At 39.3% G+C, this 21783-nt stretch carries 20 protein-coding genes and 4 tRNA genes; 6 read left to right on the top strand and 18 right to left on the bottom strand.

Going from position 1 to position 21783, the window contains the following annotated elements; all coding sequences use genetic code 11:
• Positions 1 to 50: 50 nt before the first annotated feature.
• From CWC11_RS04330 to CWC11_RS04265, 14 genes are all read right to left on the bottom strand, one after another.
• Positions 51 to 126 (bottom strand) — tRNA-Lys (locus CWC11_RS04330).
• An 82-nt stretch (positions 127 to 208) separates the two neighbouring features.
• Positions 209 to 284, bottom strand: a tRNA-Lys gene (locus CWC11_RS04325).
• A gap of 70 nt (positions 285 to 354) precedes the next feature.
• A tRNA-Lys gene (locus CWC11_RS04320) sits at positions 355 to 430 on the bottom strand.
• A gap of 226 nt (positions 431 to 656) precedes the next feature.
• Positions 657 to 1406: a tol-pal system protein YbgF gene (ybgF, locus tag CWC11_RS04315; RefSeq protein ID WP_138681694.1), complete on the bottom strand. Its 750-nt coding sequence runs from the start codon at positions 1404 to 1406 to the stop codon at positions 657 to 659.
• A gap of 13 nt (positions 1407 to 1419) precedes the next feature.
• Positions 1420 to 1962: a peptidoglycan-associated lipoprotein Pal gene (gene pal, locus CWC11_RS04310; RefSeq protein ID WP_058549656.1), complete on the bottom strand. Its 543-nt coding sequence runs from the start codon at positions 1960 to 1962 to the stop codon at positions 1420 to 1422.
• 34 nt (positions 1963 to 1996) lie between these two features.
• Positions 1997 to 3355 (bottom strand): Tol-Pal system beta propeller repeat protein TolB, encoded by a 1359-nt coding sequence (gene tolB / locus CWC11_RS04305; RefSeq protein WP_138681693.1) that lies wholly within the window; start codon positions 3353 to 3355, stop codon positions 1997 to 1999.
• A 9-nt stretch (positions 3356 to 3364) separates the two neighbouring features.
• Positions 3365 to 4291, bottom strand: coding sequence for a cell envelope integrity protein TolA (gene tolA, locus CWC11_RS04300; RefSeq protein WP_138681692.1), 927 nt, complete (start codon positions 4289 to 4291; stop codon positions 3365 to 3367).
• A gap of 4 nt (positions 4292 to 4295) precedes the next feature.
• A complete protein-coding gene (gene tolR, locus CWC11_RS04295) occupies positions 4296 to 4727 on the bottom strand; it encodes a protein TolR (protein WP_138681691.1) in 432 nt (143 codons plus the stop codon).
• Positions 4714 to 5418 (bottom strand): protein TolQ, encoded by a 705-nt coding sequence (gene tolQ / locus CWC11_RS04290; protein ID WP_058549653.1) that lies wholly within the window; start codon positions 5416 to 5418, stop codon positions 4714 to 4716. The genes tolR and tolQ overlap by 14 nt, the downstream gene beginning before the upstream one ends.
• Positions 5419 to 6497: 1079 nt before the next feature.
• Positions 6498 to 7505, bottom strand: a complete 1008-nt coding sequence (ruvB, locus tag CWC11_RS04285; RefSeq protein ID WP_104642877.1) for a Holliday junction branch migration DNA helicase RuvB — start codon at positions 7503 to 7505, stop codon at positions 6498 to 6500.
• Positions 7506 to 7512: 7 nt separating this feature from the next.
• Complete coding sequence (gene ruvA, locus CWC11_RS04280) at positions 7513 to 8130, bottom strand: Holliday junction branch migration protein RuvA (RefSeq protein WP_138681690.1); 618 nt, start codon at positions 8128 to 8130, stop codon at positions 7513 to 7515.
• 2 nt (positions 8131 to 8132) lie between these two features.
• Positions 8133 to 8657, bottom strand: coding sequence for a crossover junction endodeoxyribonuclease RuvC (ruvC, locus tag CWC11_RS04275; protein ID WP_058549799.1), 525 nt, complete (start codon positions 8655 to 8657; stop codon positions 8133 to 8135).
• A 127-nt stretch (positions 8658 to 8784) separates the two neighbouring features.
• Entirely contained in the window at positions 8785 to 11286 is a 2502-nt protein-coding gene (locus CWC11_RS04270; RefSeq protein ID WP_138681689.1) for an ABC transporter permease, read from the bottom strand.
• Positions 11276 to 11989 (bottom strand): ABC transporter ATP-binding protein, encoded by a 714-nt coding sequence (locus tag CWC11_RS04265; protein WP_058549649.1) that lies wholly within the window; start codon positions 11987 to 11989, stop codon positions 11276 to 11278. Before CWC11_RS04265 ends, CWC11_RS04270 begins: the two co-directional genes overlap by 11 nt.
• Between CWC11_RS04265 and CWC11_RS04260 the strand changes: the two genes are divergently transcribed.
• Together CWC11_RS04260 and CWC11_RS04255 are read left to right on the top strand one after the other, a co-directional pair.
• Complete coding sequence (locus CWC11_RS04260) at positions 11990 to 12613, top strand: arylesterase (RefSeq protein WP_138681688.1); 624 nt, start codon at positions 11990 to 11992, stop codon at positions 12611 to 12613.
• Between the two features lie 110 nt (positions 12614 to 12723).
• Positions 12724 to 12800: transfer RNA gene (locus CWC11_RS04255), tRNA-Pro, on the top strand.
• 163 nt (positions 12801 to 12963) lie between these two features.
• Here CWC11_RS04255 and CWC11_RS04250 read toward each other — a convergent pair.
• Positions 12964 to 13212: a hypothetical protein gene (locus CWC11_RS04250; protein ID WP_104642880.1), complete on the bottom strand. Its 249-nt coding sequence runs from the start codon at positions 13210 to 13212 to the stop codon at positions 12964 to 12966.
• A gap of 119 nt (positions 13213 to 13331) precedes the next feature.
• The gene (locus tag CWC11_RS04245; RefSeq protein ID WP_138681687.1) at positions 13332 to 14990 is read right to left on the bottom strand and encodes a type 1 glutamine amidotransferase family protein; all 1659 of its coding nucleotides are present in this window, start codon (positions 14988 to 14990) and stop codon (positions 13332 to 13334) included.
• A gap of 217 nt (positions 14991 to 15207) precedes the next feature.
• Here CWC11_RS04245 and CWC11_RS04240 point away from each other — a divergent pair, with 217 nt between their 5' ends.
• The 3 genes from CWC11_RS04240 to CWC11_RS04230 all read left to right on the top strand — a co-directional run bounded on the left by CWC11_RS04240 (position 15208) and on the right by CWC11_RS04230 (position 17207).
• Complete coding sequence (locus CWC11_RS04240; RefSeq protein ID WP_138681686.1) at positions 15208 to 15795, top strand: hypothetical protein; 588 nt, start codon at positions 15208 to 15210, stop codon at positions 15793 to 15795.
• Positions 15796 to 15892: 97 nt separating this feature from the next.
• Complete coding sequence (locus CWC11_RS04235; protein ID WP_138681685.1) at positions 15893 to 16807, top strand: zinc dependent phospholipase C family protein; 915 nt, start codon at positions 15893 to 15895, stop codon at positions 16805 to 16807.
• A gap of 1 nt (position 16808) precedes the next feature.
• Positions 16809 to 17207 carry a hypothetical protein gene (locus tag CWC11_RS04230; protein WP_138681684.1) on the top strand — a complete coding sequence of 133 codons (399 nt, stop codon included), beginning with the start codon at positions 16809 to 16811 and terminating at the stop codon, positions 17205 to 17207.
• Positions 17208 to 17248: 41 nt separating this feature from the next.
• Here the strand turns inward: CWC11_RS04230 and CWC11_RS04225 are convergent, their stop codons facing one another.
• The gene (locus CWC11_RS04225) at positions 17249 to 18427 is read right to left on the bottom strand and encodes an MFS transporter (protein WP_138681683.1); all 1179 of its coding nucleotides are present in this window, start codon (positions 18425 to 18427) and stop codon (positions 17249 to 17251) included.
• A gap of 103 nt (positions 18428 to 18530) precedes the next feature.
• Here CWC11_RS04225 and CWC11_RS04220 point away from each other — a divergent pair, with 103 nt between their 5' ends.
• A complete protein-coding gene (locus tag CWC11_RS04220; protein ID WP_138681682.1) occupies positions 18531 to 19439 on the top strand; it encodes an AraC family transcriptional regulator in 909 nt (302 codons plus the stop codon).
• Here CWC11_RS04220 and CWC11_RS04215 read toward each other — a convergent pair.
• Complete coding sequence (locus CWC11_RS04215; RefSeq protein ID WP_138681681.1) at positions 19436 to 21700, bottom strand: putative bifunctional diguanylate cyclase/phosphodiesterase; 2265 nt, start codon at positions 21698 to 21700, stop codon at positions 19436 to 19438. The two genes, CWC11_RS04220 and CWC11_RS04215, sit on opposite strands and share 4 nt — an antisense overlap.
• Positions 21701 to 21783 lie beyond the last annotated feature (83 nt).

Raw genomic sequence — 21783 nt, 5'->3', positions numbered from 1 at the left:
CCTATCTAAATCCGCCGATTGAGCCACGCTGTATTCATCAGAATAAAGAATGGTGGGTTATGATGGATTCGAACCATCGACCAATTGATTAAAAGTCAACTGCTCTACCAACTGAGCTAATAACCCGCTCTATGCACTTATTCTATATAGAATGAAGCTACGTAAATCCGCCGATTGAAACCATTGTTTATTCAAAAAGAATAAAAAATGGTGGGTCATGATGGATTCGAACCATCGACCAATTGATTAAAAGTCAACTGCTCTACCAACTGAGCTAATGACCCACTCTGACGCTGCATTTATAGCAACTTGGTACTGTACGTAAATCCGCCGATAAAAGACCATTTTAAAAAATGGTGGGTTATGATGGATTCGAACCATCGACCAATTGATTAAAAGTCAACTGCTCTACCAACTGAGCTAATAACCCGCTCTTTTTGCCGCATTTCGAGTGGGGTAACCATTCGTTTGCTGCGGGCGCTTATAATACTTATTTATAAAATGAGTGCAACCGAAATTGTCTCTTTTTTTAAGTTTTTATGTCTAGATGCACAAAATTAAAGCGTTTGTGCTCAAACTACATGCAAATACAAGATTCACCGAGAGTTTCCATGTAGTTTGCCGGCCTAAATAAGCAATTTAATCGCTAGTGAACTTTAGTTACCTAAACGATCAGTTGCTAGCTTTGCAGCAGTTGTACTTGGGTACTGATTGATAAGATCACCCAGTATTTTTTGTGCCTCAGCTGTTAAACCTTGATCTTGTAAAAGTGAGCCTAACTTTAACATTGCATCTGGGCGTTTATTTGAATTTGGAAATTCATTTACTACCACTTTAAAATGCTCGCTTGCTTTTACACCTTCATTTTTAATCGTTAGTAATTGGCCTAACCAGTAATGCGCGTTAGACGCATAAACAGAATTTGGGTAGGTCGTTAAAAACGTTTGAAATTCAGGGATCGCTTGATCATAGCGCTTATCTTTCATTATTAACGCAACAGCACGCTCGTAAGCTTCGTTTTCAGATAAATCGTTACTGTAGGTCTGTGCATCGCTTGGCTGCGTGTAGTCGGTTGTAGGCGCTGCAGTGGGCTGTGTATAAGCTTGGCTTACACGGTTTTCAATTTCTTGATACAACTCACGCTGACGCTGCAGTACTTTCTCAAGTTTATAGCTTTGCTCTTCCGTTACACCACGAATTTGACTTACTTCGTCTTGTAACAAATTAAGCTGTTGTTGTAACTCTAACTGTAATAAGTTGCGCGACTGCATCATATTTTCAAGCGACGCTAAGCGTTTCTCAATACTCGATTGTGAACTTGCAGCTTCTGAAACAGGAGCGGGAGCAGCCATTAACTGGGTGCTCCCGCTCAATATCATGGCTGCCAAAATAATTTTCGGCTTCATAATATCTCTTATCTTAGTAAACTAGTACCGCACGGCGGTTTTTAGCGAAAGCTGATTCAGTGCGAGACTTAACCATTGGCTTCTCTTCACCGTAGCTTACTACTGACATTTGGCTAGCTGAAACACCTAAACTTTGTAGGTATTTTTCAACTGCTTGGCCACGGTGCTCACCTAGTGCAATGTTGTACTCAGGTGTACCGCGCTCATCAGCGTGACCTTCGATTAATACTTTAACTGAAGGGTTTTGAACTAAAAACTCAGCGTGTGCGCGAAGTAACTCTGCGTACTTGCCCTCAACAGTGGCTTTATCAAAATCAAAGTAGATTACTTGCTCTTGACGTAGTGCTTCGTACTTTTGACGAAGTTGCTCTTCTGCTTGTTGCTCAGGAGAGATTGTAGCTACTTCAACAGTATCGTTGTTTGTTGATTGCTCAACAACACCTTGATTTGATTGATTTGCAGCGCCTTCGTCGATATCTGAAGATGAGCTACAAGCTGCTAGTGTCATTACTGGCACAGCAATTAGCAGGCCTTTAAGTATTTTGTTAAGTTGCATTGAGTAGATTCCTATTTTGAGTAAACCAGTAATATTACTGTAAATATGGCGACCAAGCTGGCGCCTTTACTTGTCCGTCTAGCACAGGTAAGCGTGCTTTAAAGCGGCCGTCCATCGATACCAGCGCGAGTACCTGTTTATTATTATGAAGCGTGCTATATATAATCATCGAACCGTTTGGCGCTATGCTCGGTGATTCATCTAGGCGTGTTCTTGTTAATACTTGAAACGCACCTGTAGCCAGCTCTTTCTTAGCAAGATGGTACTGCCCGTTGGTACGGTTAACCATCACTAATTCTTTACCGTCCGGTGTTATAGAACCTGCAAGGTTCATGTCACCGTCAAAGGTCAATCGGTTTGACCTACCAGTTTTTAAATTTAACTTATAAATCTGGGCATTACCACCCCTTTCAGATGTAAACACAATATCTTGACCATTTGGGTACCAAGATGGTTCAGTATCTATACTACGATGACGTGTAAGACGCGTTTCTTTACGCGTAGCCAAGTCAAGTAAATAAACTTCGGTTGCACCTGTTTTATCTTTAGAAAGTACTAGCAGTAGCTTTTTACCATCTGGCGAAAACTGCGGCGCACCATTAATACCACGGTAACTTGCAATAATTTCGCGCTTACCTGTGTATATATCTTGAATATAAATTTGGCTTTGACGGTTTTCAAACGTTACATACGCTAATTTAGTGCCATCTGGTGACCAAGCTGGCGACATCAACGGCTCTTTTGAACGCAGTAATACTTGCTCGTTAAAACCGTCGTAATCAGCAACCACAAGCTGATAAGGCTTAGGGTCTTCATCACGTACTATCACATAAGCAATTTTAGTTAAAAACGCACCTTTCTCGCCAGTTAGCTTTTCGTAAATCACGTCACTTATACGGTGTGAATATCGACGAAAACCGTTTTCACCAATCACACTCTCACGCGCTTCTAATACATGGTCTTGGCTTTTAATTAATTTACCGTTACTCATCATTTGTGTATTACCGCCAGTAATTTGGCCACGTATTACATCTACTAATTCATAACGTACTAAGTAGCGCCCATCGGTTTGCTGCTCTACTTCACCTACTAATATAGCCTCTACACCTTTATTAACCCACGAAGCGTAATCAATTTCGCCATCTTTATTTGGTTGCTGAGGCATTTGCGCCACATCAACTGGCTTAAATTTACCACTGCGCATTAAATCGGCAGCAATAACATTGCTTAACTTTTCAGGAATTGGGCCAACACCTTGGTATTTAAAGGGCACAATCGCAATGGGTCTTGCGCCATCTACACCTTCTGTTATTACAATTTCAAGCGCGGCATTAGCAACACCTACAAACCCAAACAGTAAAACTAAACAGGCTATTTTTATTTTGTTGAACATATCATTCCTTTAAAATTCTGGCTTGATTGTTAAATTAATATTCTTAAGTTGTTCGAATACGTCTTTATCTTTAGATACCGGTAACGTGTCGGCCATGCGCACAGCTCTTAATGCAGCCTCACATACTAACTTATCGCCGCCTAACGATTTAACTTGCGTTACTAAACCATTAAAGCCTAAACGAATATTTACTCGGCACTGTTGGTTTTTCATTTTTTCATCAATAAGTAAGTTTTGCTGTATACGCGCCATAATTAAAGCACGGTATTTATCAACTTCACTTACTACTTGCTGTTGACGTATTTTACTACGGGCCGCCTGCTCTTTTGCAAGTTGCTCTTGTAACATTTGCTCTTGCATTGCTTGCTGACGCTTACGCTCTGCTTCTTTAGCACGTTCTTTTGCTTCAGCTTCACGTTTCTTACGCTCTGCTTCTGCTTTTTTAAGTGCCTCTTCTTCTGCTTTGCGTTTATCGGCTGCGGCTTTAGCGGCAGTTTCAGCTTCTTGCTTTTGCTTTTCAGCTTGTTTAGCTTTAGCACGCTCTTTTTGCTCAATTGCACGTGCTTTTTTAGCTTCAGCCTCAGCTTGGGCTTTTTCTTTCTCTTTCGCCTTACGCTGTTGCTCTAACTTTTTAATATTACGCGCTTCGGTTTCACGTTGCTTTCGTGCATTAGCCGCTCGACGTTCTAAGTCGCGAATACGCTTATCCTCTGCACTTTTTTTAGCATCTTCTTTCTTTTGTAGTTCAGCAATTTTTTGCTCAACTTGCTTTTGATCAACGGTTACTGCCGATACAGCATTGTCAGGCTCAGGAATAGCCGAATTAAGTGTAACTTCCATTACTTTTGGCGCAGGTGGATGAATGTTTGCAGTTGCCCACAAAAAGCCACCCAACCCCAAATGTAAAAGTACTGACTTGATTATAGAACTATTCATGTTACTACTGTGTCCCCTCAAAGGATTCCGTCATTAAACCCACAGATGGTACGCCAGCATTCTTTAAAAAGTCCATTAATAACAATACTTCTTGGTACGATACCTTACCTGAGCCTTTAATCATTACCGGCACATCAGGATTTTTCATTAGTTGTAACTTAATAACGGCAGCTACATTTAATGCTTCCATTGGCTCTTCAGGATCGGTGCCTATACTTACATAGTACTTACCCGCTGAATCAATTGACGCAATAATTGGTGGCGTGTCTTTAGTATCTACTAAATCCGACTCTTCCATTTTCGGTAAATCAACTTTCACACCATGAGTAATAAGCGGTGCTGTAGCCATAAATATTATTAGCAATACCAACATTACATCAATGTAAGGTACTACATTAATTTCTGCGACCGGACGGCGCCTTTTACGCTGATACATTCGCTTGAGCCTCTATTTGGGTAGCTGCTTGACGGTGTAAAATATTTGCAAACTCTTCCATAAAGTTGATGTAATGAGATTCTAGTTTTTCAACTTTATTAGAAAAGCGGTTATATGCAATAACTGCCGGAATAGCCGCAAATAAACCCATTGCAGTTGCAATCAATGCTTCAGCAATACCAGGTGCTACCATTTGTAATGTTGCTTGTTTAACTTCGCCTAGTGCAATAAAGGCATTCATAATACCCCACACAGTACCAAATAAGCCTATGTATGGACTAATAGAGCCAACAGTTGCTAAAAACGATAAACTTGATTCTATTTTTTCAATCTCGCGAGATAGCGCAACGCGCATTGAGCGGTGCGTACCTTCCATAACAATGCCTGCGCTTTGAAATGTATTCTTTTTATGGCGTGCAAACTCTTTAAAGCCTGCTGTAAATAGCGCTTCAATACCATGAGATTGACCACTTCGCGACGAAATTTCGTTGTACAATTTGCTTAGATCAATACCTGACCAAAATTTTTGTTCAAACTTTTTAGCATTAGCTAACGCATCTGATATCGCTTTTTTGCGCTGAAAAATAATCGCCCACGACATAACCGACATGGCAACTAGCCCTAACATCACTAACTGAACAAGCAAACTGGCTTCTAGAATTAGATCTAAAAAATTAAGCCCTGATCCCACGTTAAACTCCTAAATAATTTCAAAATACGGCAAATTGGTTCATTTGTGTAAATACGACCGTCTACGCGGTCAAAAGTTGCATCTAGTGTATCTAGTCCATTTCAAGCTGACAACGATATTGCTATGAATAAGCAACAAAAAACGTTAAAAATCATCTTTATTATGCTTTTGTATCTTTATTAGGTTTTTATAAAACCCAGTTTATTATTTTAATGCGGTTAAAATGCTTAAATATATGCCTTAAACGTCATAAAATGCACCGTTTATTCAATTTTAGCGCATAAACACTCAAAACCACTTTCGAGCAACCTAATCGTAATAGTAAAACTAATACTGAGCTAGAATGAAAAACATTACTTAAGTTATAATTTTCATCCACTTATAAAATTAACGATTAATTAACGCACAAATTTAAAACAACGATAAAACTCATAGCATTAGTTTTTTTAATCTGAAAATGCAAATTTTCTAGTTTGAATAAAAAAGCAATCTTACGTATTATTCTCCCATACCGAGCTGACGCACTAAATGAAAGATTTTTCGTTAAGTCGAGTTCTTAGTAATAGGATATTTTATCGTATTACATTGTTTTACTCTTTTGGATAAAACCAACATTAAGTAAAACGTAGTTCCCCTGGATTACTTCCTTCAACTTGTTGTTTGCCCGCATTATATGCGGGCTTTTTTTTTGCCTAAATTTTACTACCAATTTGGCATGTACTCATTGTAAACAGCACAATTTGTAGTTACTCAATATGGATTTTCCATATCGATTAACGTTTTACCAAAAAATTAAGCTATCCACTACGAGATAAAAAACGTGCTGATAACAAGCTAAAAGTTTTAACACTGTTAGCCTAAGTTTAATCTCTTAAATTGATAAAGTATTAATGCTGATTGGTATTAATGGTACGCAGCATAGCCACGCCAGTCTTAACGTTAAGTGAATTACAAAATGATTTTAATTTTTTGATTACATTTGCAACAAAGTGGATGAAAGCTGAGTAAGTTTATAAAGAGTTTACAAATAAGAAGGGATGCAGCCCGCTACATTTACTATAGCAGGCTACTAAATTAATTTAATCTTGCTTAGGGAGTAAACCAAAATGATGATAAGCATTGTCAGACACAATTCGCCCGCGTGGAGTACGCTGAATAAAGCCTTGCTGAATTAAAAAAGGCTCAATTACATCTTCAATGGTTTCTTTTTCTTCACCTATTGCCGCTGCTAAGTTATCAAGCCCAACGGGCCCACCCATAAACTTCTCTATAATGGCGAGTAAGTATTTACGGTCCATGTAATCAAAGCCGCTTTTATCAACATCAATCATATCAAGCGCTTGCTCAGCAACATTTGCATTTACTGTCCCGTCTGACTTTACTTGTGTGTAGTCGCGTACGCGGCGAAGTAAACGGTTGGCAATACGTGGCGTACCACGCGAGCGCTTTGCAATTTCAGTTGCGCCGTCGTCGCACATTTCTAAATCGAGGTAATGTGCTGAACGCCCTACAATATGTGATAAGTCGGCTACTGAGTAAAACTCTAGACGCTGTACAATACCAAAGCGGTCTCTAAGCGGTGACGTTAGCGATCCTGCTCGCGTAGTCGCACCAATAAGCGTAAATGCAGGTAAATCTAATTTAATAGAACGCGCAGCTGGGCCTTCACCTATCATAATATCAAGTTGGTAATCTTCCATTGCTGGATAGAGTATTTCTTCAACTTGTGGGCTTAGCCTGTGTATTTCATCAATAAACAGTACATCACCCTCTTCAAGGTTGGTAAGCAGCGCAGCTAAGTCGCCGGCTTTTTCAAGTACAGGGCCTGAGGTTGTTTTAATACTTACGTTAAGCTCATTAGCAACAATGTTCGCAAGCGTTGTTTTACCTAAGCCTGGCGGGCCAAATATTAATAAATGATCGAGCGCTTCGCCTCGGCTACGAGCAGCTTCTATAAATATTTCCATTTGCTGCTTAACATGTGGCTGACCTCGGTAGTCGGCTAACAGTTTTGGCCTTATAGCACGATCGATGGTGTCTTCGTTGGTTTTTTCAGTCGCGTCAATTAAGCGATCCGCTTCAATCATGGGTTACTCACAACATTGATTTTAAAGATTCTTTAATAAGAATCTCAGTAGACATATCTGGTTTACTAACCGATTTTACTGCTTTTTGCGCTTGTGGCAATTTATAACCAAGTGCAACCAATGCTGATACCGCATCATCGGCGGCATTATTAGCAATTGTGGTATCGCTCATAGGCTCAATAACGGCACTGTCGCTAAATGGTGTAAATAAGTCATTGCCCCAATCTTTTAATCGGTCTTTCATCTCAAGTACTAGGCGCTCAGCTGTTTTTTTACCAACACCAGGTAGCTTAACTAAAGAAGTAGCATCTTCGTTATTTACACAGCTCACAAATTGCTTAGCCGACATGCCCGATAATATAGCTAACCCGAGTTTAGGCCCTACTCCGTTAGCTTTTAATAGCTCTCTGAATAGTGCACGTTCAGTTTTATTATTAAATCCAAATAATAACTGTGCATCTTCACGCACTACAAAATGAGTATAAACAATCGCATTTTCGCCAATGTTTGGTAAGTCATAAAAGCAGGTCATTGGCATTTGAACTTCGTAACCTACACCGCTTACTTCTAATAAAATTTCGGGTGGTTGTTTTTCGACTAAAATGCCATTTAAGCGGCCAATCATAATTATTTCCTTAAACGTCCTCTAACGGTTTTGCTTGCGCTACCCGCTAGTTTAATTAAATTTTGTTCTGAGTGAGCATGACAAATAGCAATAGCAAGTGCATCGGCTGCATCAGCCTGAGGCGTACCTGGTAATTTTAAAATATTTTTTACCATATGTTGTACTTGCGATTTATCTGCGCCGCCGTTACCCACCACGGCTTGTTTAATTTGCCTTGCTGAATATTCAAATACCGGTAAATCAGCCATAGAAGCACCTACAATAGCGGCTCCTCGGGCTTGGCCTAGTTTTAAAGCCGAATCGGGATTGTGCGCCATAAATACTTTTTCGATGGCGAAAGTTTCTGGCGAAAATTGCTCAATTAATTGCGTGATCCCTTGGTAAATCATTTTAAGCCTGATAGGAAAAGGATGATCGGCCAATTTTATGCAGCCACTGCCTAAGTAAGTAAACTTAGCGCCTTGATGCGCCACAACACCATAACCGGTTAATCGTGAGCCAGGATCTATCCCTAAAATAATAGCCAAGAAGGGCTCCATTATTGTTATTTTTTAATTATGCTAATAATGCCAGAGCACTGTATAAATTACCAGTAACAAGTAAAAACAAAAACGCCCACAAATTAAGTGGGCGTTTAGTGTTTCAAAGTATAGCTTACGCTAATGCGCGAACTAACCCTTGAGTATTTTGTTTAAGTTTACGGGCAATCATAAAGTAGCCAAGCGCGGCCACAAATACACCACCCGATACAGGCCCTATAAGCCAAATAGCGGGGTGTAATTTACCTGCTAGGTCAAACATTTGCTGCTGCACAATTAAAAGCGCTACATCACTAAATAGTGCCGCAACAAAACCCGCTAAAGCACCCAATAATAAAAACTCATATAACGTCGCATTTTTAATTAAGCGGCCTTTAGCACCCAGCGTTCGCAAAATTACAATTTCTTGCATACGCTCGCCTAAACTTGCCTGTACTTGCGATATAAGCACCAGCGCACCACACAGTACAACTATGGCAAGTACAAACCCAATAGCTAACGACACTTGCTGAATAGTTGATTGAATTTGTTTAACAAAATTATCAACATCAATTGCGGTTATTGTTGGGTAAGTACGTAATAGCTGGCTAAAGTCTCGTTTTTGCTCAGGCTCTATACGCACCGATGAAATATAAGTCGCCGGAAAGTCTTTAAGTACGTCGGGGCTTAAAATTATAAAAAAGTTAGGTTTTAGCGTCGCCCAATTTACTTTGCGAACACTGGTAATTTTAGCGTCAAACGACTGCGCACCAATTAAAAACGTTAAGGTGTCGCCTATTTCAACGTCTAAACGTTCTAACATTGACTCCTCAACCGATGCTTCACCTACTGCACCTTCACCAAACCACTGCCCTTCTATAATTTCGTTTTGAGCTGGTACATCTTTAAGCCACGTTAGGTTTAGCTCACGGCCAATGCCCGAGCGAGCTTCTTCGTCTTTTTTCTCGTTGTCTTGCAGCGATACTTTGCGTGCAACCAACTCGCCATTTACCGCATTTACACGCCCACGAATGGTTGGGTAAAAGTCTGACACCTGAATATCATTTTGCGCTAAATATTCATTTACTGGCTCAAGCTCATTTTGCGTAATATTCACTAAAAAGGCATTAGGCGCATCAGCTGGAAGCTGCGATTGCCAATCAGAAATCATGTCGTTTTTAAGTACAATTAAAAACAACAATAATTTAATCGCTAACGAAAAACTAATAAGCTGCACAGCATTTACGTTTGCACGCTTTTGAATAGACGCAATAGCCAAAGACCAGCTGTTACCCGGTTTTAAACCCAGTTTACGCCCACCGCCAAATATAAGTTTAGACAGTAAAAATAATACACCAATAAGCGCTAAAGTAGACACAAACAAAATAAGGGTAATTTTTATATTGTTACTAAAAAGCCACATTAATAAAAACACCGTTAGCGCACTCATACCTAAATGCATTCGGCTTACGGTTAACTGATCACCTAAATTACGGCGCAGTACTCTAAGCGGTGGGATATCAAATAAATCAAATAACGGCTTAATAGAAAACATAACCGCACATATTACGCCTGTACTTATAGCGATTAACCAGGGTTTAAACCCACCTAAAGGCAGCTCCATTCCCATGCTTTTTGATAAATAGCTTGTTGCGATTTCTTGCAAGCCATAACCGATTAATAAACCGATAGACACGGCCATTGCACACACTAAAAGCAAATGCAGCATGTATATTTTACGTATAGTTGAACGGCTTCCTCCTAGCGTTTTCATCATCGCTACGGGGTCGTACTGGCGCTCACAATACCGTTTTGCCGATACTGCAATTGCCACTGCGGCTAAAATAATACCCAGTAAACCGGCTAGTAGTAAAAAGCTCTCTGCGCGGTTTAAGCTATTTGAAATTGGCGATTGGCGGTCTTTAACACCATACCACTGCTGGTTTTCAGCCATTTGCGGCTTTAGCCATTCATAAAAGCTGTTTATATCGGCTTCATCACCTGCGTAAAGCTGGCGGTAATAAACACGGCTACCAGGCTGAATTACCTCTGTTTTTGGCACATCAGCAATGTTTATTAATACACGACGACTACTCGAAAACACATTAAATGGCGCATCAGGTTCTTCTACAATTACTTTTTCAACATTAAATAGGGCTGCCCCTAGCTCTACTTGTGCGCCTATATCAATATTTAAGCTATAAAAAACTGACTCACTTAACCACACATTGCCAGGTGCAGGCCCGCCCTGGGCAATAACGGTTTCACCCATTAGGCTGTCTTTAACTTTTAGTTGCCCTTTTAACGGGTATTCGTTTGAAGCCGCTTTTACTGAGCTAAACTGCATTTCGTCGTTTGCAAAAAGCATGGTATCAAAATAAACCATTTGTGCTGTTTGCAGGTTTTGCTCTTTTGCTTTAGTAATAAAAGCAGTATCGAGTGTATGAGCACTTGCAAGTACACGGTCGGCGGCTATAAACGCACTACTTTTTTGTGCAATACTTTGTGCGATTCGCTCGGTAACCATAGAAAGCGTAAGTACTGTTAATACAGCAAGCGCAATTGCCGCGCTTATAACCGTAAGCTCGCCACGTCTAAACTCTCGCGCAAATAATTTAAGCGCTAACTTAGCCCACATTTGCAGTATCCTCAGCTTCACTTTTAACAAGTAATCCGGCTTCTATTTGAATAATATGTTCACACTTTTGCGCAAGTGCTTCATCGTGCGTTACTAAAATAAGCGTAGTGCCGTGCTGAGTGTTTAAATCAAATAAAAGTGATTCAATCATTTTGCCGTTTTTACTATCTAAATTAGCCGAAGGCTCATCAGCAAAAAGAATTTTAGGTGTGCCAATAAATGCTCGCGCAATTGCTACACGCTGCTGCTCACCACCAGATAGCTGCGATGGGTAATGATCAACACGGTGGCTAAGCCCTACTTTTTCAAGTAACGCAAGCGCTTGCTCTTTTGCATCGCTTTCGCCTGCAAGCTCTGCCGGCAGCATAACGTTTTCAAGCGCGGTTAAACTTTGCACCAACATAAAAGATTGAAAAACAAAGCCCACTTTTTCCGCTCTAAGTGCTGCGCGCTGCTCTTCGTCTAAGTTATGAAGCGGTGCACCGTCTAAAAATATTTCACCACTGCTTGCTGTATCAAGCCCGGCTAATAAACTAAGCAATGTAGATTTACCCGAACCCGACGTACCAACAACCGCAACCGACTCGCCATGCTTGACATTAAAGCTGATGTCGCTGAGGATGGGCAGCTCGCCTTCAAAGGTAGAGACCACTTTAGACAAACCATTTACTTGAATTATATTTAATTGAGAAAGCGCTGACATATGACTCATTCAATCCTACGTTTTGTATTCATTTTATTTTTAGTTATCAAGCCACTGAGCGCAGCAGCCGACAACACGATTTTAATACTCGGTGACAGTTTAAGCGCAGCCTACGGACTTAAACAAGAACAAGGCTGGGTCAAATTGTTACAAGATAAATACGATGCAGAGCAAAGTAATATCGAATTAATAAATGCCAGTATTAGTGGCGAAACTTCCGGTGGAGCCCTGCGCCGCCTCGATGCTTTGCTTGAGCAATACGAACCTACTCATGTACTTATAGAGCTTGGTGCTAACGACGGCTTACGTGGCTTTCCAGTTAATAAAATGCAAGCTAACTTAACTTCGCTTATCGAAAAAAGCCAAGCTACTAATGCGATGACCGCCTTAATGGAAATTTACATTCCCCCAAATTACGGCCCACGCTACAGTAAAATGTTCACCGACAGTTTTACACAAGTAAGTGAAAATACAAACGCTTACCTTATGGATTTTTTTGTATTAAATATTGCAGGACAAAGCGGTTTAATGCAAAACGACGGATTACACCCTAACAAAAAAGCGCAGCCGTTAATACGCGATGAGATGTATGAGTCGATCAAACAATGGTTAAATAAAGACTAATAACTAACCTTGCGCAATTGCGGCTACCCGCTCTTTTGCGCAATAAATACGCAAACAAACAATCACTTATTGATTTTTAAAAAAATATACGTACTATTGCAAACAACGTTCGGTATGTGGCGCAGCTTGGTAGCGCACTGTCATGGGGTGGCAGGGGTCGAGAGTTCGAATCTCTCCATACCGACCATTAGTTCCTCAGAGTAATCATTCCAAATTTTTATATTTAATGCCGTCATACCTTAATTTGCTCTTTATAAAGTTATGACTAAATTAAAAGCTATCTTATGAAGCTCAGCAATACATAAAAAAAGCGCCTAAAGCGCCTAAAGCGCTTTAAATTAATAACGAGTTTAGTGCTTACGCCCTACCCCATTTCGAACTATATCTTTGCCATTTTCAAACACTTCTGTAGTAATACCGCGCGCTAGTAATAGCTGCTGGCGGTCGTCAAATACCGCAACAAAGTGGCTGCCGTCTTTATTGTTAGTAGCCATTCCTACGCCTGCAACACCTGTTAAACCTAAGCCGCCGTTTTCTACAGCGAGTAAAAAAACTTCAAGGTCTGCTAAGTTATCTATAATGTCGTTTTCGTTATTCATAAAAGCTCTTTGTTAGTCGTGCTTATTAAAGCGATAAGCATATAGTTTAATATAACCATATTTTATAGGGCACTTAAGCAAACTTAAACCCTTTACATAGAATGCAGCGCCTGTATTTTTTAAAACGTGCTAAGTGCTAAATTTAAATTACTTATTGCACAGCCAAATTCTTTTGCATTTACGCGGTGATAGCTTGTATTTTCAGTGATACTAAAACCAATTAAAAACTCATCTTGTTGGGCTACCGTGCTTTGCTCTTGGCTTAAACACATTGCCTGAGTGAGTGAGCGTAATTTTGAGCCATACAAAATACCGCCAAAACGCTGCACTGGCAGCGGAGGAATTTTTATACTTGGCAGTGCTTGATTCACAGTGCGCTCACTTAAGCTAAATCTATTATTTTTAATATCTATTACGCTACCAGCTGGCCAGTAAGAATAGTTGTAAAGCGTTTTAGCATCTTGCGTTTTACCTTGGGTGTTTGTTGTTAAGTGCACCACTCCACCACTTCCTAATACGGTAACTAAATTACTTCCGGGTGATTTAATAACCACCAAAGCGGTATTTTCATCAATACCAAAGCCTTGCTGTAATTGCTCATCACTTATGGTTTTTGTGCTTGTTTTGCTTAACAGTATTGCAAGTCTAAGCGTTCTGTTTTGCTCACTAAATTGGCTATCGAGCAGGCCATAATTAAAACTACCAAGGCCTCCAGCAGCTGTATATGTAAGCCGTTGCTGCTTAGTGGTTTTATCGCCTCGTAGCGCCCCAATGCTTGAGCCACCTGTAACAATTGCAGTATTTAAATTACTTTTAGCGGCTGCACTTTGCACTAAGCTGCCAGCCCCTTCACCTACAATTACAGGGCGAGATTGTAGTGCTTGTGTCCACGGGTATGGGTTATTGTTTTCATCGAATAATACTTTACGAGTAAGGCTTACATCGCCATCGTTAAACATAACGCCTGTACTGTTTTTTATAAGGCTAGTTAATGCGTGTACGCCATCTTTACACAGTGCCATTTCAGCTTTTGTTTGCTCAGGGTAAATCACCTCTCGGTTATAAACCCCCATTTCGCTTTGCCTAAGTGCGGGTAAATTATTACAGCTATTTGTTGTAATTGCTTTGGCTAACGCAGGGGTAAGTGCTAACCACTGAGTGTTGATATTTGTTGAGTCAAAAAGAGCTGTAGAACGATTAGCTGTACTGTATGGGTCTTTGCTAGATGCTGTAATTACAAGCATGCTTGGATTAGGGTTATTTACTTTTAAGCTGCCCGATATAAACTGCAAAATATTGTTAGTACTGTTTTGAGCATTTAGTGCGGTGTTAACCTGTACTTTGTCAGCTTTAAATTCCTCTAGCATATCTATCACAAAGTTATACTCTTGCTTTGATAAACTATTTAGCCCTTCGTTATTTATATCGCGCCACAGCCATAATAAATCACTTTTTGAGAGTGGTTTAGTGCTTTTATTAAGCATTTTAGCTAATGACTGAACTGCAGCGTTTTTATTGTTTGTATTATTAGTTGGCCAATTTAAATTTATTTGTTTTATTTTGGCGTCCGTTACTTTAAACCCGCTATATTGTTTACCTTTAATTTGCTGACTATTTATGCAGTTTTTAGAGTTGCTGCTGGTGCACGCACTCAGTGTGCTGCCCGCTAAAATGAGTGTTTGGCTTTGCTCCTGGGCAGCTGTGTTTAATGATATAAAAGCAGGGAGTATGGTAAATAAAAGCCGCGTTCGCATATTTAATAAAAACAAAGTGCGCATAAAAGTCTCTAAAGTGTTGCCAATAATATTTGTGCAGTTTATCAGTATGCTAACCTTGGCTAAATACCTATTTACACAGATTCGGTCATGCTTTGCAGTTATTTGTTTAGCACCAAAAAACCATTAAACAATGGCTAAACAAGTTTAAACAGTGCATTTATTGACCAAGCGCGTTGTTTAACATACCGTGGATTTTTTATTGTAACAAAGGTGAAATATGGACTTTTCTAATGAGGAGCTAAATTTTTTATCTGAGTTATTTAAGCCAAGCGGAAAATCCCACGCACATAACTCCCATGTGTTAACCATGCAAAGCTCTGTACCAGCAAGCATTGCTCATTTACTAAGTAACGCCAACTTAACCTTACTTGCTGAGGTTGCCCATTATCAATTATGGTTTCCGCTAGAGTTAAAAATTAATGGCGATGGCGTAATAAATCCAATTCTAAATGCCCCTGAAGTTATAGACACAAAAGGCACGCAACGCAGCTGGCGTTGGAGTGAGCTAAATATTAAAAGCCAAGGTTTTAAAATTGAGTCAATATCAAGTACAGGTATATTTTTAAAACCCTTAAGAAAAGGAAAGCAACTTAACAAGGTTGAGCACATGGAGTTTATGCTACCCAATAAAGAGAGCATTTCGATAGATGTAGAGCCTGTAAGGCAAAGTACATTAGGTATAGCGGCAAAAATAACGCATATTCATAACGGGCAAGAACACCTTAGAGCCTATTTATTTGAAGAGCACAAACGAAAGTTTGCTAAGCTTTACCAAAATGGCCAACTTATAGAGCAACTTAGTTAACCTTTACTCTGGCTAGTTAATAATTCCCCCCTTCCTCTAATGCATTTAGGTATGTTGTGTTAATCTTAGTGTTCTAAAAAATCATAAGGATATGACAATGCCAGGTGCTTTTGCCCATATTACGGCGGCTAATATTGCCACTGAAACTAACTCCCTCATAAACATGAATATCCCTAATAAAGCGAAGTTAATTTTAACTCAGCGCCAAGCCTATGTTGAGCTTGGGTGTGTAGCGCCCGACTACCCTTACTTAGCAATAGGGCAAGTCTCGCAAAATGCATGGGCCGATTTAATGCATTACGAGCGCACCGCCGATGTAATAAAAGAAATGGTTGAGTATTGTAAAACTTTAAACGGCGAGGCATTTGAAAAGTGTTTTGCATGGTTATGCGGTTATATGGCCCATGTTGCGGTCGATATTACTATTCACCCCGTTGTTGAGTTAAAGGTGGGTCCTTATGAGCAAAATAAAACCGCGCACAGAACCTGCGAAATGAATCAAGATGCCTATATTTGGCAACGCTTAAATTTAGGTGAAATTGGCTACGCCGATCGAATAAAACATAATATGGGGTCGTGTACTAACTCTTCGGGAGATTTTGACCCAGATATTATAAATATATGGCAGCATGCGCTAACAAGCATTCACCCTAATTATAACAACGAGCATGCCCCAAACTTTAATGCTTGGCATACAGGTTTTCAAACTGTGGTTAATAATGTAGAAGAAAGCTACCGCTTGTTTGCATTTGCAAGGCACGTTGCTGCCGATATGGGCTTATTTTACCCCCGCCCTGATGAAATAAACCCAACTTTTATTGAACAACTAAGAACACCGCACGAACCTATGCATTACGATGCTATTTTTGATTTTGCGGTTAAAAATATTCAGCATTACATAACCATTATTGCCAATGCCGTATTTTTAGATACTGATTACAGTGAAATTAAAAACTGGAACCTAGATACAGGCTACGATGAACACAACACGATGACGGTATGGAGCAAATAAAATGAAACACTTACTTTGTATAAGCCTCATAGTATTACTTAGCGGTTGCTACACTTCAAAAAATAACAATCCAGAAATAATGGCCGATTTAGCCTCACAATTAAAAGATATTGCTACAGCCGTAGACGGCACTTTAAAGTTTAGTGAAACGCCCTATTCATCCACTGATGAGTTATTAAAAGCTGCCGTTAATAACGATTTAAGCAAACTTGCACCTTTTAAGGCCTATACACTTATTGTTGACGCTCAAAAAAATAATGCGGTATTACTTTTGTGTGATAAAAACTCAGCCTTAATTGAAGATGTAGGCTGTACCGCTCAATCAGATATACAGCATTGGCAGGCTAAAAAAGCGCAAAAATGCGAAATTACTGTAAATGCTCAGCAGTTTTGTAACTGAGCATTTAAATAATAACAGTAACTAACTTAAGATCTAGTTAGTTACTGATCACCTTTTAGAGATACGTGATTTAGCCTTTCACTTGTAAATACCATTAATAACGAAAAAGTTAGTAGCATAAATGGCAAAACGATAAACGAAAGTGTTGAAGCCAAATACCCCATAAGTGGAGGCATAAATGTACTGCCTAAGTATGCAACCGCCATCGATAAACTTATAACCGCCTGCGAAGCATGCTTACCAAATCGAGTTGGCGTTAAATGTATAGTATTTGGGTATACCGGCGCGCATCCTAAGCCGATTAAAATAAGGCCCAATTTTGCTGATATAACACCAAGCGGTAATATTAATAACAGTGCACCTAAAAACATTAAACATACACCTGTGCGTATCATTCGTTTTTCATCGACCTTACCGGCAATAAAACCACAGGTAAACCGTCCAAATGTTATCCCTAAATAATACAGTGCGGTATAAAATGCCGCGTTACTAATAGACACATTATGCTCTGCTATTAAAAAGCTTGCAGCCCAAAGGCCAGTACCTGTTTCTAGAGCGCAATAACAAAAAAACAATAGCAGCTGTAATTTAACGCCTTTAATTTTAAGCGCTTGTGAATTAGGTAAGTGCGCTGTCTTTAAATGCTCAGCTTGCATTTTGGGCTGTTCAACTTCTTGTGCTTTATTCCACAGCGGTAAAGCTAAAAATAACACAATTACTAATGCAATTTGAACACACGCAATAACGCTATACCCAGTGCGCCAACCCTCTTGCTGCATTAAATAAAACGACATGATAAACGGCCCCGCGCTTGCGCCTACCCCCCAGAACGAATGTAAAAAGTTCATGTGCTTTGCTTTGTAATGCGTTGCCACGTAATTATTGAGTGCGGAATCTACAGCTCCACCTCCGAGCCCTAATGGAATAGCGAGTATTAATAGCAACCAAATACTATTTACGATCGAAAAACCAAAAAGTGCCACTGCCGTAAATAACACACTGATAGCAACCACTTTACCTGTGCCTAATAGGTTAATTAAACGCGTTGTTAACAGGCTCGATATAACAGTACCCATACTCACAACAATGGCTACAACACCTGCAAACTCGATACTGCTATTTAAACTATTGCTAATGCTAGGCCACGATGGCCCAATTAAAGAATCCGGTAAGCCTAAGCTAATAAAAGCTAAGTAAATAAGAATAAGTAGTAATGGCATAAGTTGATTTCAGTTAAAAACATTAAACCAAACAATACTATTTTAAATTAATCTAAAATAGCCATATACTGGCCATTAATATAACAATACTGCCAAGTTGAATATGCAAAACTACAATATACAAACTGACGAACACGGAAAAGAGCTTAACCTGCATGGTGATGAAGGCTTTGCGTGCGGTTTTTATGATGAGTTATTTTCAAAGTTTATTGGTGGCTATGTACCTTGGCATTGGCATGATGAGCTAGAGCTAATTTATGTGGTGAAAGGCAGTACGCTAGTTGAATGTGTTGAACAAAGCATTACGTTAAATGAAGGTGATGCCGTATTTATAAATGCAGGTTGCCTGCACAAATTAACTGATGTAGGTAAACCAGACTGCCATATTTTAAACTTTGTACTTAGCCCTACTCTTATAGGTGGCTCTTTGTATAGCAAAATATATAAACGTTTTGTAGCGAGTATCATTAATAATGAAAGCTTGCCTATGTTCGCCTTTTTAGCAAAGAATAATGATCATACCCCCCTTATCAGTACATTAAATTTAGCATTTGATGCATGTCGAAATAAAACCCCAACCTATGAGTTACAAACAATTAGCTACTTAATGCACTTTTGGGCCTTATTTTGTGAGCTTCAACCCACTGTTATTAGCAAGCAGCCTGTTAGCGATTTTAGTGAGCGCAGATTGCACTTGTTTTTGTCGTACGTGCATACGCATTACCAGCAAAATATGTCAGTTAAAAACATAAGCAAAGCTGGTAATGTAAGTGAAAGCGAGTGTTTTAGAGTATTTAAAAAAGCACTTAAAACAACACCTAATGGATACGTATTAAATTACCGCTTACAACAAGCTGCTATACACTTAGTTGAAACGAATAGCAGCATTACCGAAATAGCACATACTGTAGGTTTTAACTGCCCCGCCTATTTTACTAAACGCTTTAAATCGCATTTTAATAAAACCCCAAAACAATTTAGAGCCACAAATCAAAGCAATTTAAATGATTAATGCTCAGTTACTTGCTCAGACACATTAAACACTAACCCTTCGCGATTAATATGCGCCTCTAATTTTTTAGCAGGCATTGGTTTAGCAAAATAAAAGCCCTGAAATTCTTTACATCCCATTTGCGCCATTATGGCTACTTGCTCTGGTGTTTCTACGCCCTCAGCAACACATTTAATATCAAGTTCTTCACACATAACGTGCACCGCTTTTACTAAGCTCTTTTGCCTTGTAGACGTGGTTACTTGGCTAATTAAAGAACGGTCTAGTTTTAACTTGTTTATTGGGTACTCAGCAAGGCGCGCTATATTAGAATAACCAACACCAAAATCATCCACCGAAATGATAAAACCCCACGACTGCAGTGTATTTATTAGCTCTAATGAGTGTGCCTGATTTGCCTCTAATGATGTTTCGGTCAGCTCTAACTCTATTTGGTGGGGCTTTACATTAAAATCGGCTAAGTATTTTACTAGCTTCGACATAAAGTCGGCTTGGCTAAAATCAAGCAGTGAAATATTAATTGCCACAGGTACAGTTGGTAACCCTTTTTGACGCCAATCGGCTATTTGCGAACATACTTTTTGTATAATCAGATCAGTTAACCGGCTAACCATTGCGTACTCTTCAGCTATTGGAATAAACACACTTGGCGATACAACGCCAAGTATAGGGCTATCCCAACGAGCAAGTGCCTCTAAGCCGATGCACTCACCACTTGCTGTTACTTTAGGCTGATAATGTACACTCAAATCACCTTGTAAAAGTGCTTCGTCGAGGAGCATTGATATTTCATACTTTTCTAAAAAGGCTTGTGAAAGCTTTTCATCATAGCCACTTAAAGGCTCACTTTTATTAGCATGTTTAAGGGCACTACACGCATTAGTAAGTACCTCAGCACTATTTTTCCCATGCTGTGGGTAACGCGCATAACCAAACATAAAACTTTGCTGGCAGCGCTCATTCTTGAGTTTGTACGTTTCGTCGAGTGTGTGCTTTATGCTTGGTAATATTTTAGCTTTTAATTCTTCATGTGATTGAGTACCAATAATAAAAGCAAGCTTACCGGCGCCAATATGCGCGCATAAAAAAGGGCCCTCTGGCATTGTTTTTAAACGTTTGTATGCATTAATTAAAAGTGCTTGAGAGTCTTGCTGCGCGAGTTTTAATTTTAAATATTCACTATTAGCTGTTTGTGCAACAACAATATAAAAACCGCGTTGATATTTAGTAATTAAGCGATCACATTGCATTTCAAACCAATGCTTATTGGGGAGTTTTGTTTGTGGGTTGCGGTATTTTAGCCGTTTGTTTTCTTGCTCCATATTGGCTAAATTTTGCTTAATTATTTGCTCTTGAGTGCAGTCATAAAATTCATACACCCGATAATTTTTATTCATGGCGACTGAGTAATTAGCCCTTAAAAATCGCCTTTTATACTGTAGAACCTGGCTCATATTATTTGTTTTAAGGTTTAGCTCAGAAACTAACGACGTTATATTAATGCCCTTACTTATCTGCTTTTTATTGGCAGCAAACAAGTTGTCGGCGCACTTATTGGCATCGGTAATATTAAAATGCTCATCTACAATAATTTTAGCTTTATCTGACTCGGTAAAAAATGTTTTGTATAACTCGTTTTTATCTATTAATAGTGAGTTGGCCACACTCATCGACTTATTTAATCGCTTTGCAGCGACGATTGTTCTGGCCACTGCTAACGGAATACAGATATTAAAAAATAAGAAAATAAGCCCGGTTATATACAAATTTGCGCTTGGGAGCTGCTGAGCTATACCCGTAACACTTGATAGGTCTATATTATTAATAATCATATAAAACGGGACTGTATTTAGTACGGCGTAAACTATGGCCGTTCGGTTACCAATTAGCATCAGTGCAATTATGGGACAGGAATACATAAACATAGAGCCCACCTTAGCAAGCTCCAGATCGGTTAAAAATAAGTTCATACAAATACTGGAAATTACAATCGCAGCTAACAAAGCATGCGCACTTTGCTTATAAAAACGCTTGCTGGCTAAGACTAAGCCGGCAGAAATAGTTAAAAAGCTAAACGTAAGTGCCACTATATAAAGTAAATCAAGCTCTACAGCCGTGGTGAATGTATGCCACGCAACACCAAAGCATAACAACATTACCAATGTGGAAATAATACGCAGTGCGCTAACCCGCCAATGAGCAACCTCATTATTATGGGTGTGGTGATCAGACAGCAAAAAGTACTTATTAAGAAAATGCATAATTAATAAAAAGTAAAAGCTCGATAGTTAATTAAACATTTTAAATTTGTTAAAATCAATCAAATGAGATGTATTACGTTCGA

It is taken from the genome of Pseudoalteromonas sp. S3178, assembly GCF_005886985.1.
GTDB lineage: Bacteria > Pseudomonadota > Gammaproteobacteria > Enterobacterales > Alteromonadaceae > Pseudoalteromonas > Pseudoalteromonas carrageenovora.
The sequence above is the reverse complement of the archived record's forward strand: the minus strand, read 5'-3'. Positions and strand labels throughout refer to the sequence as shown.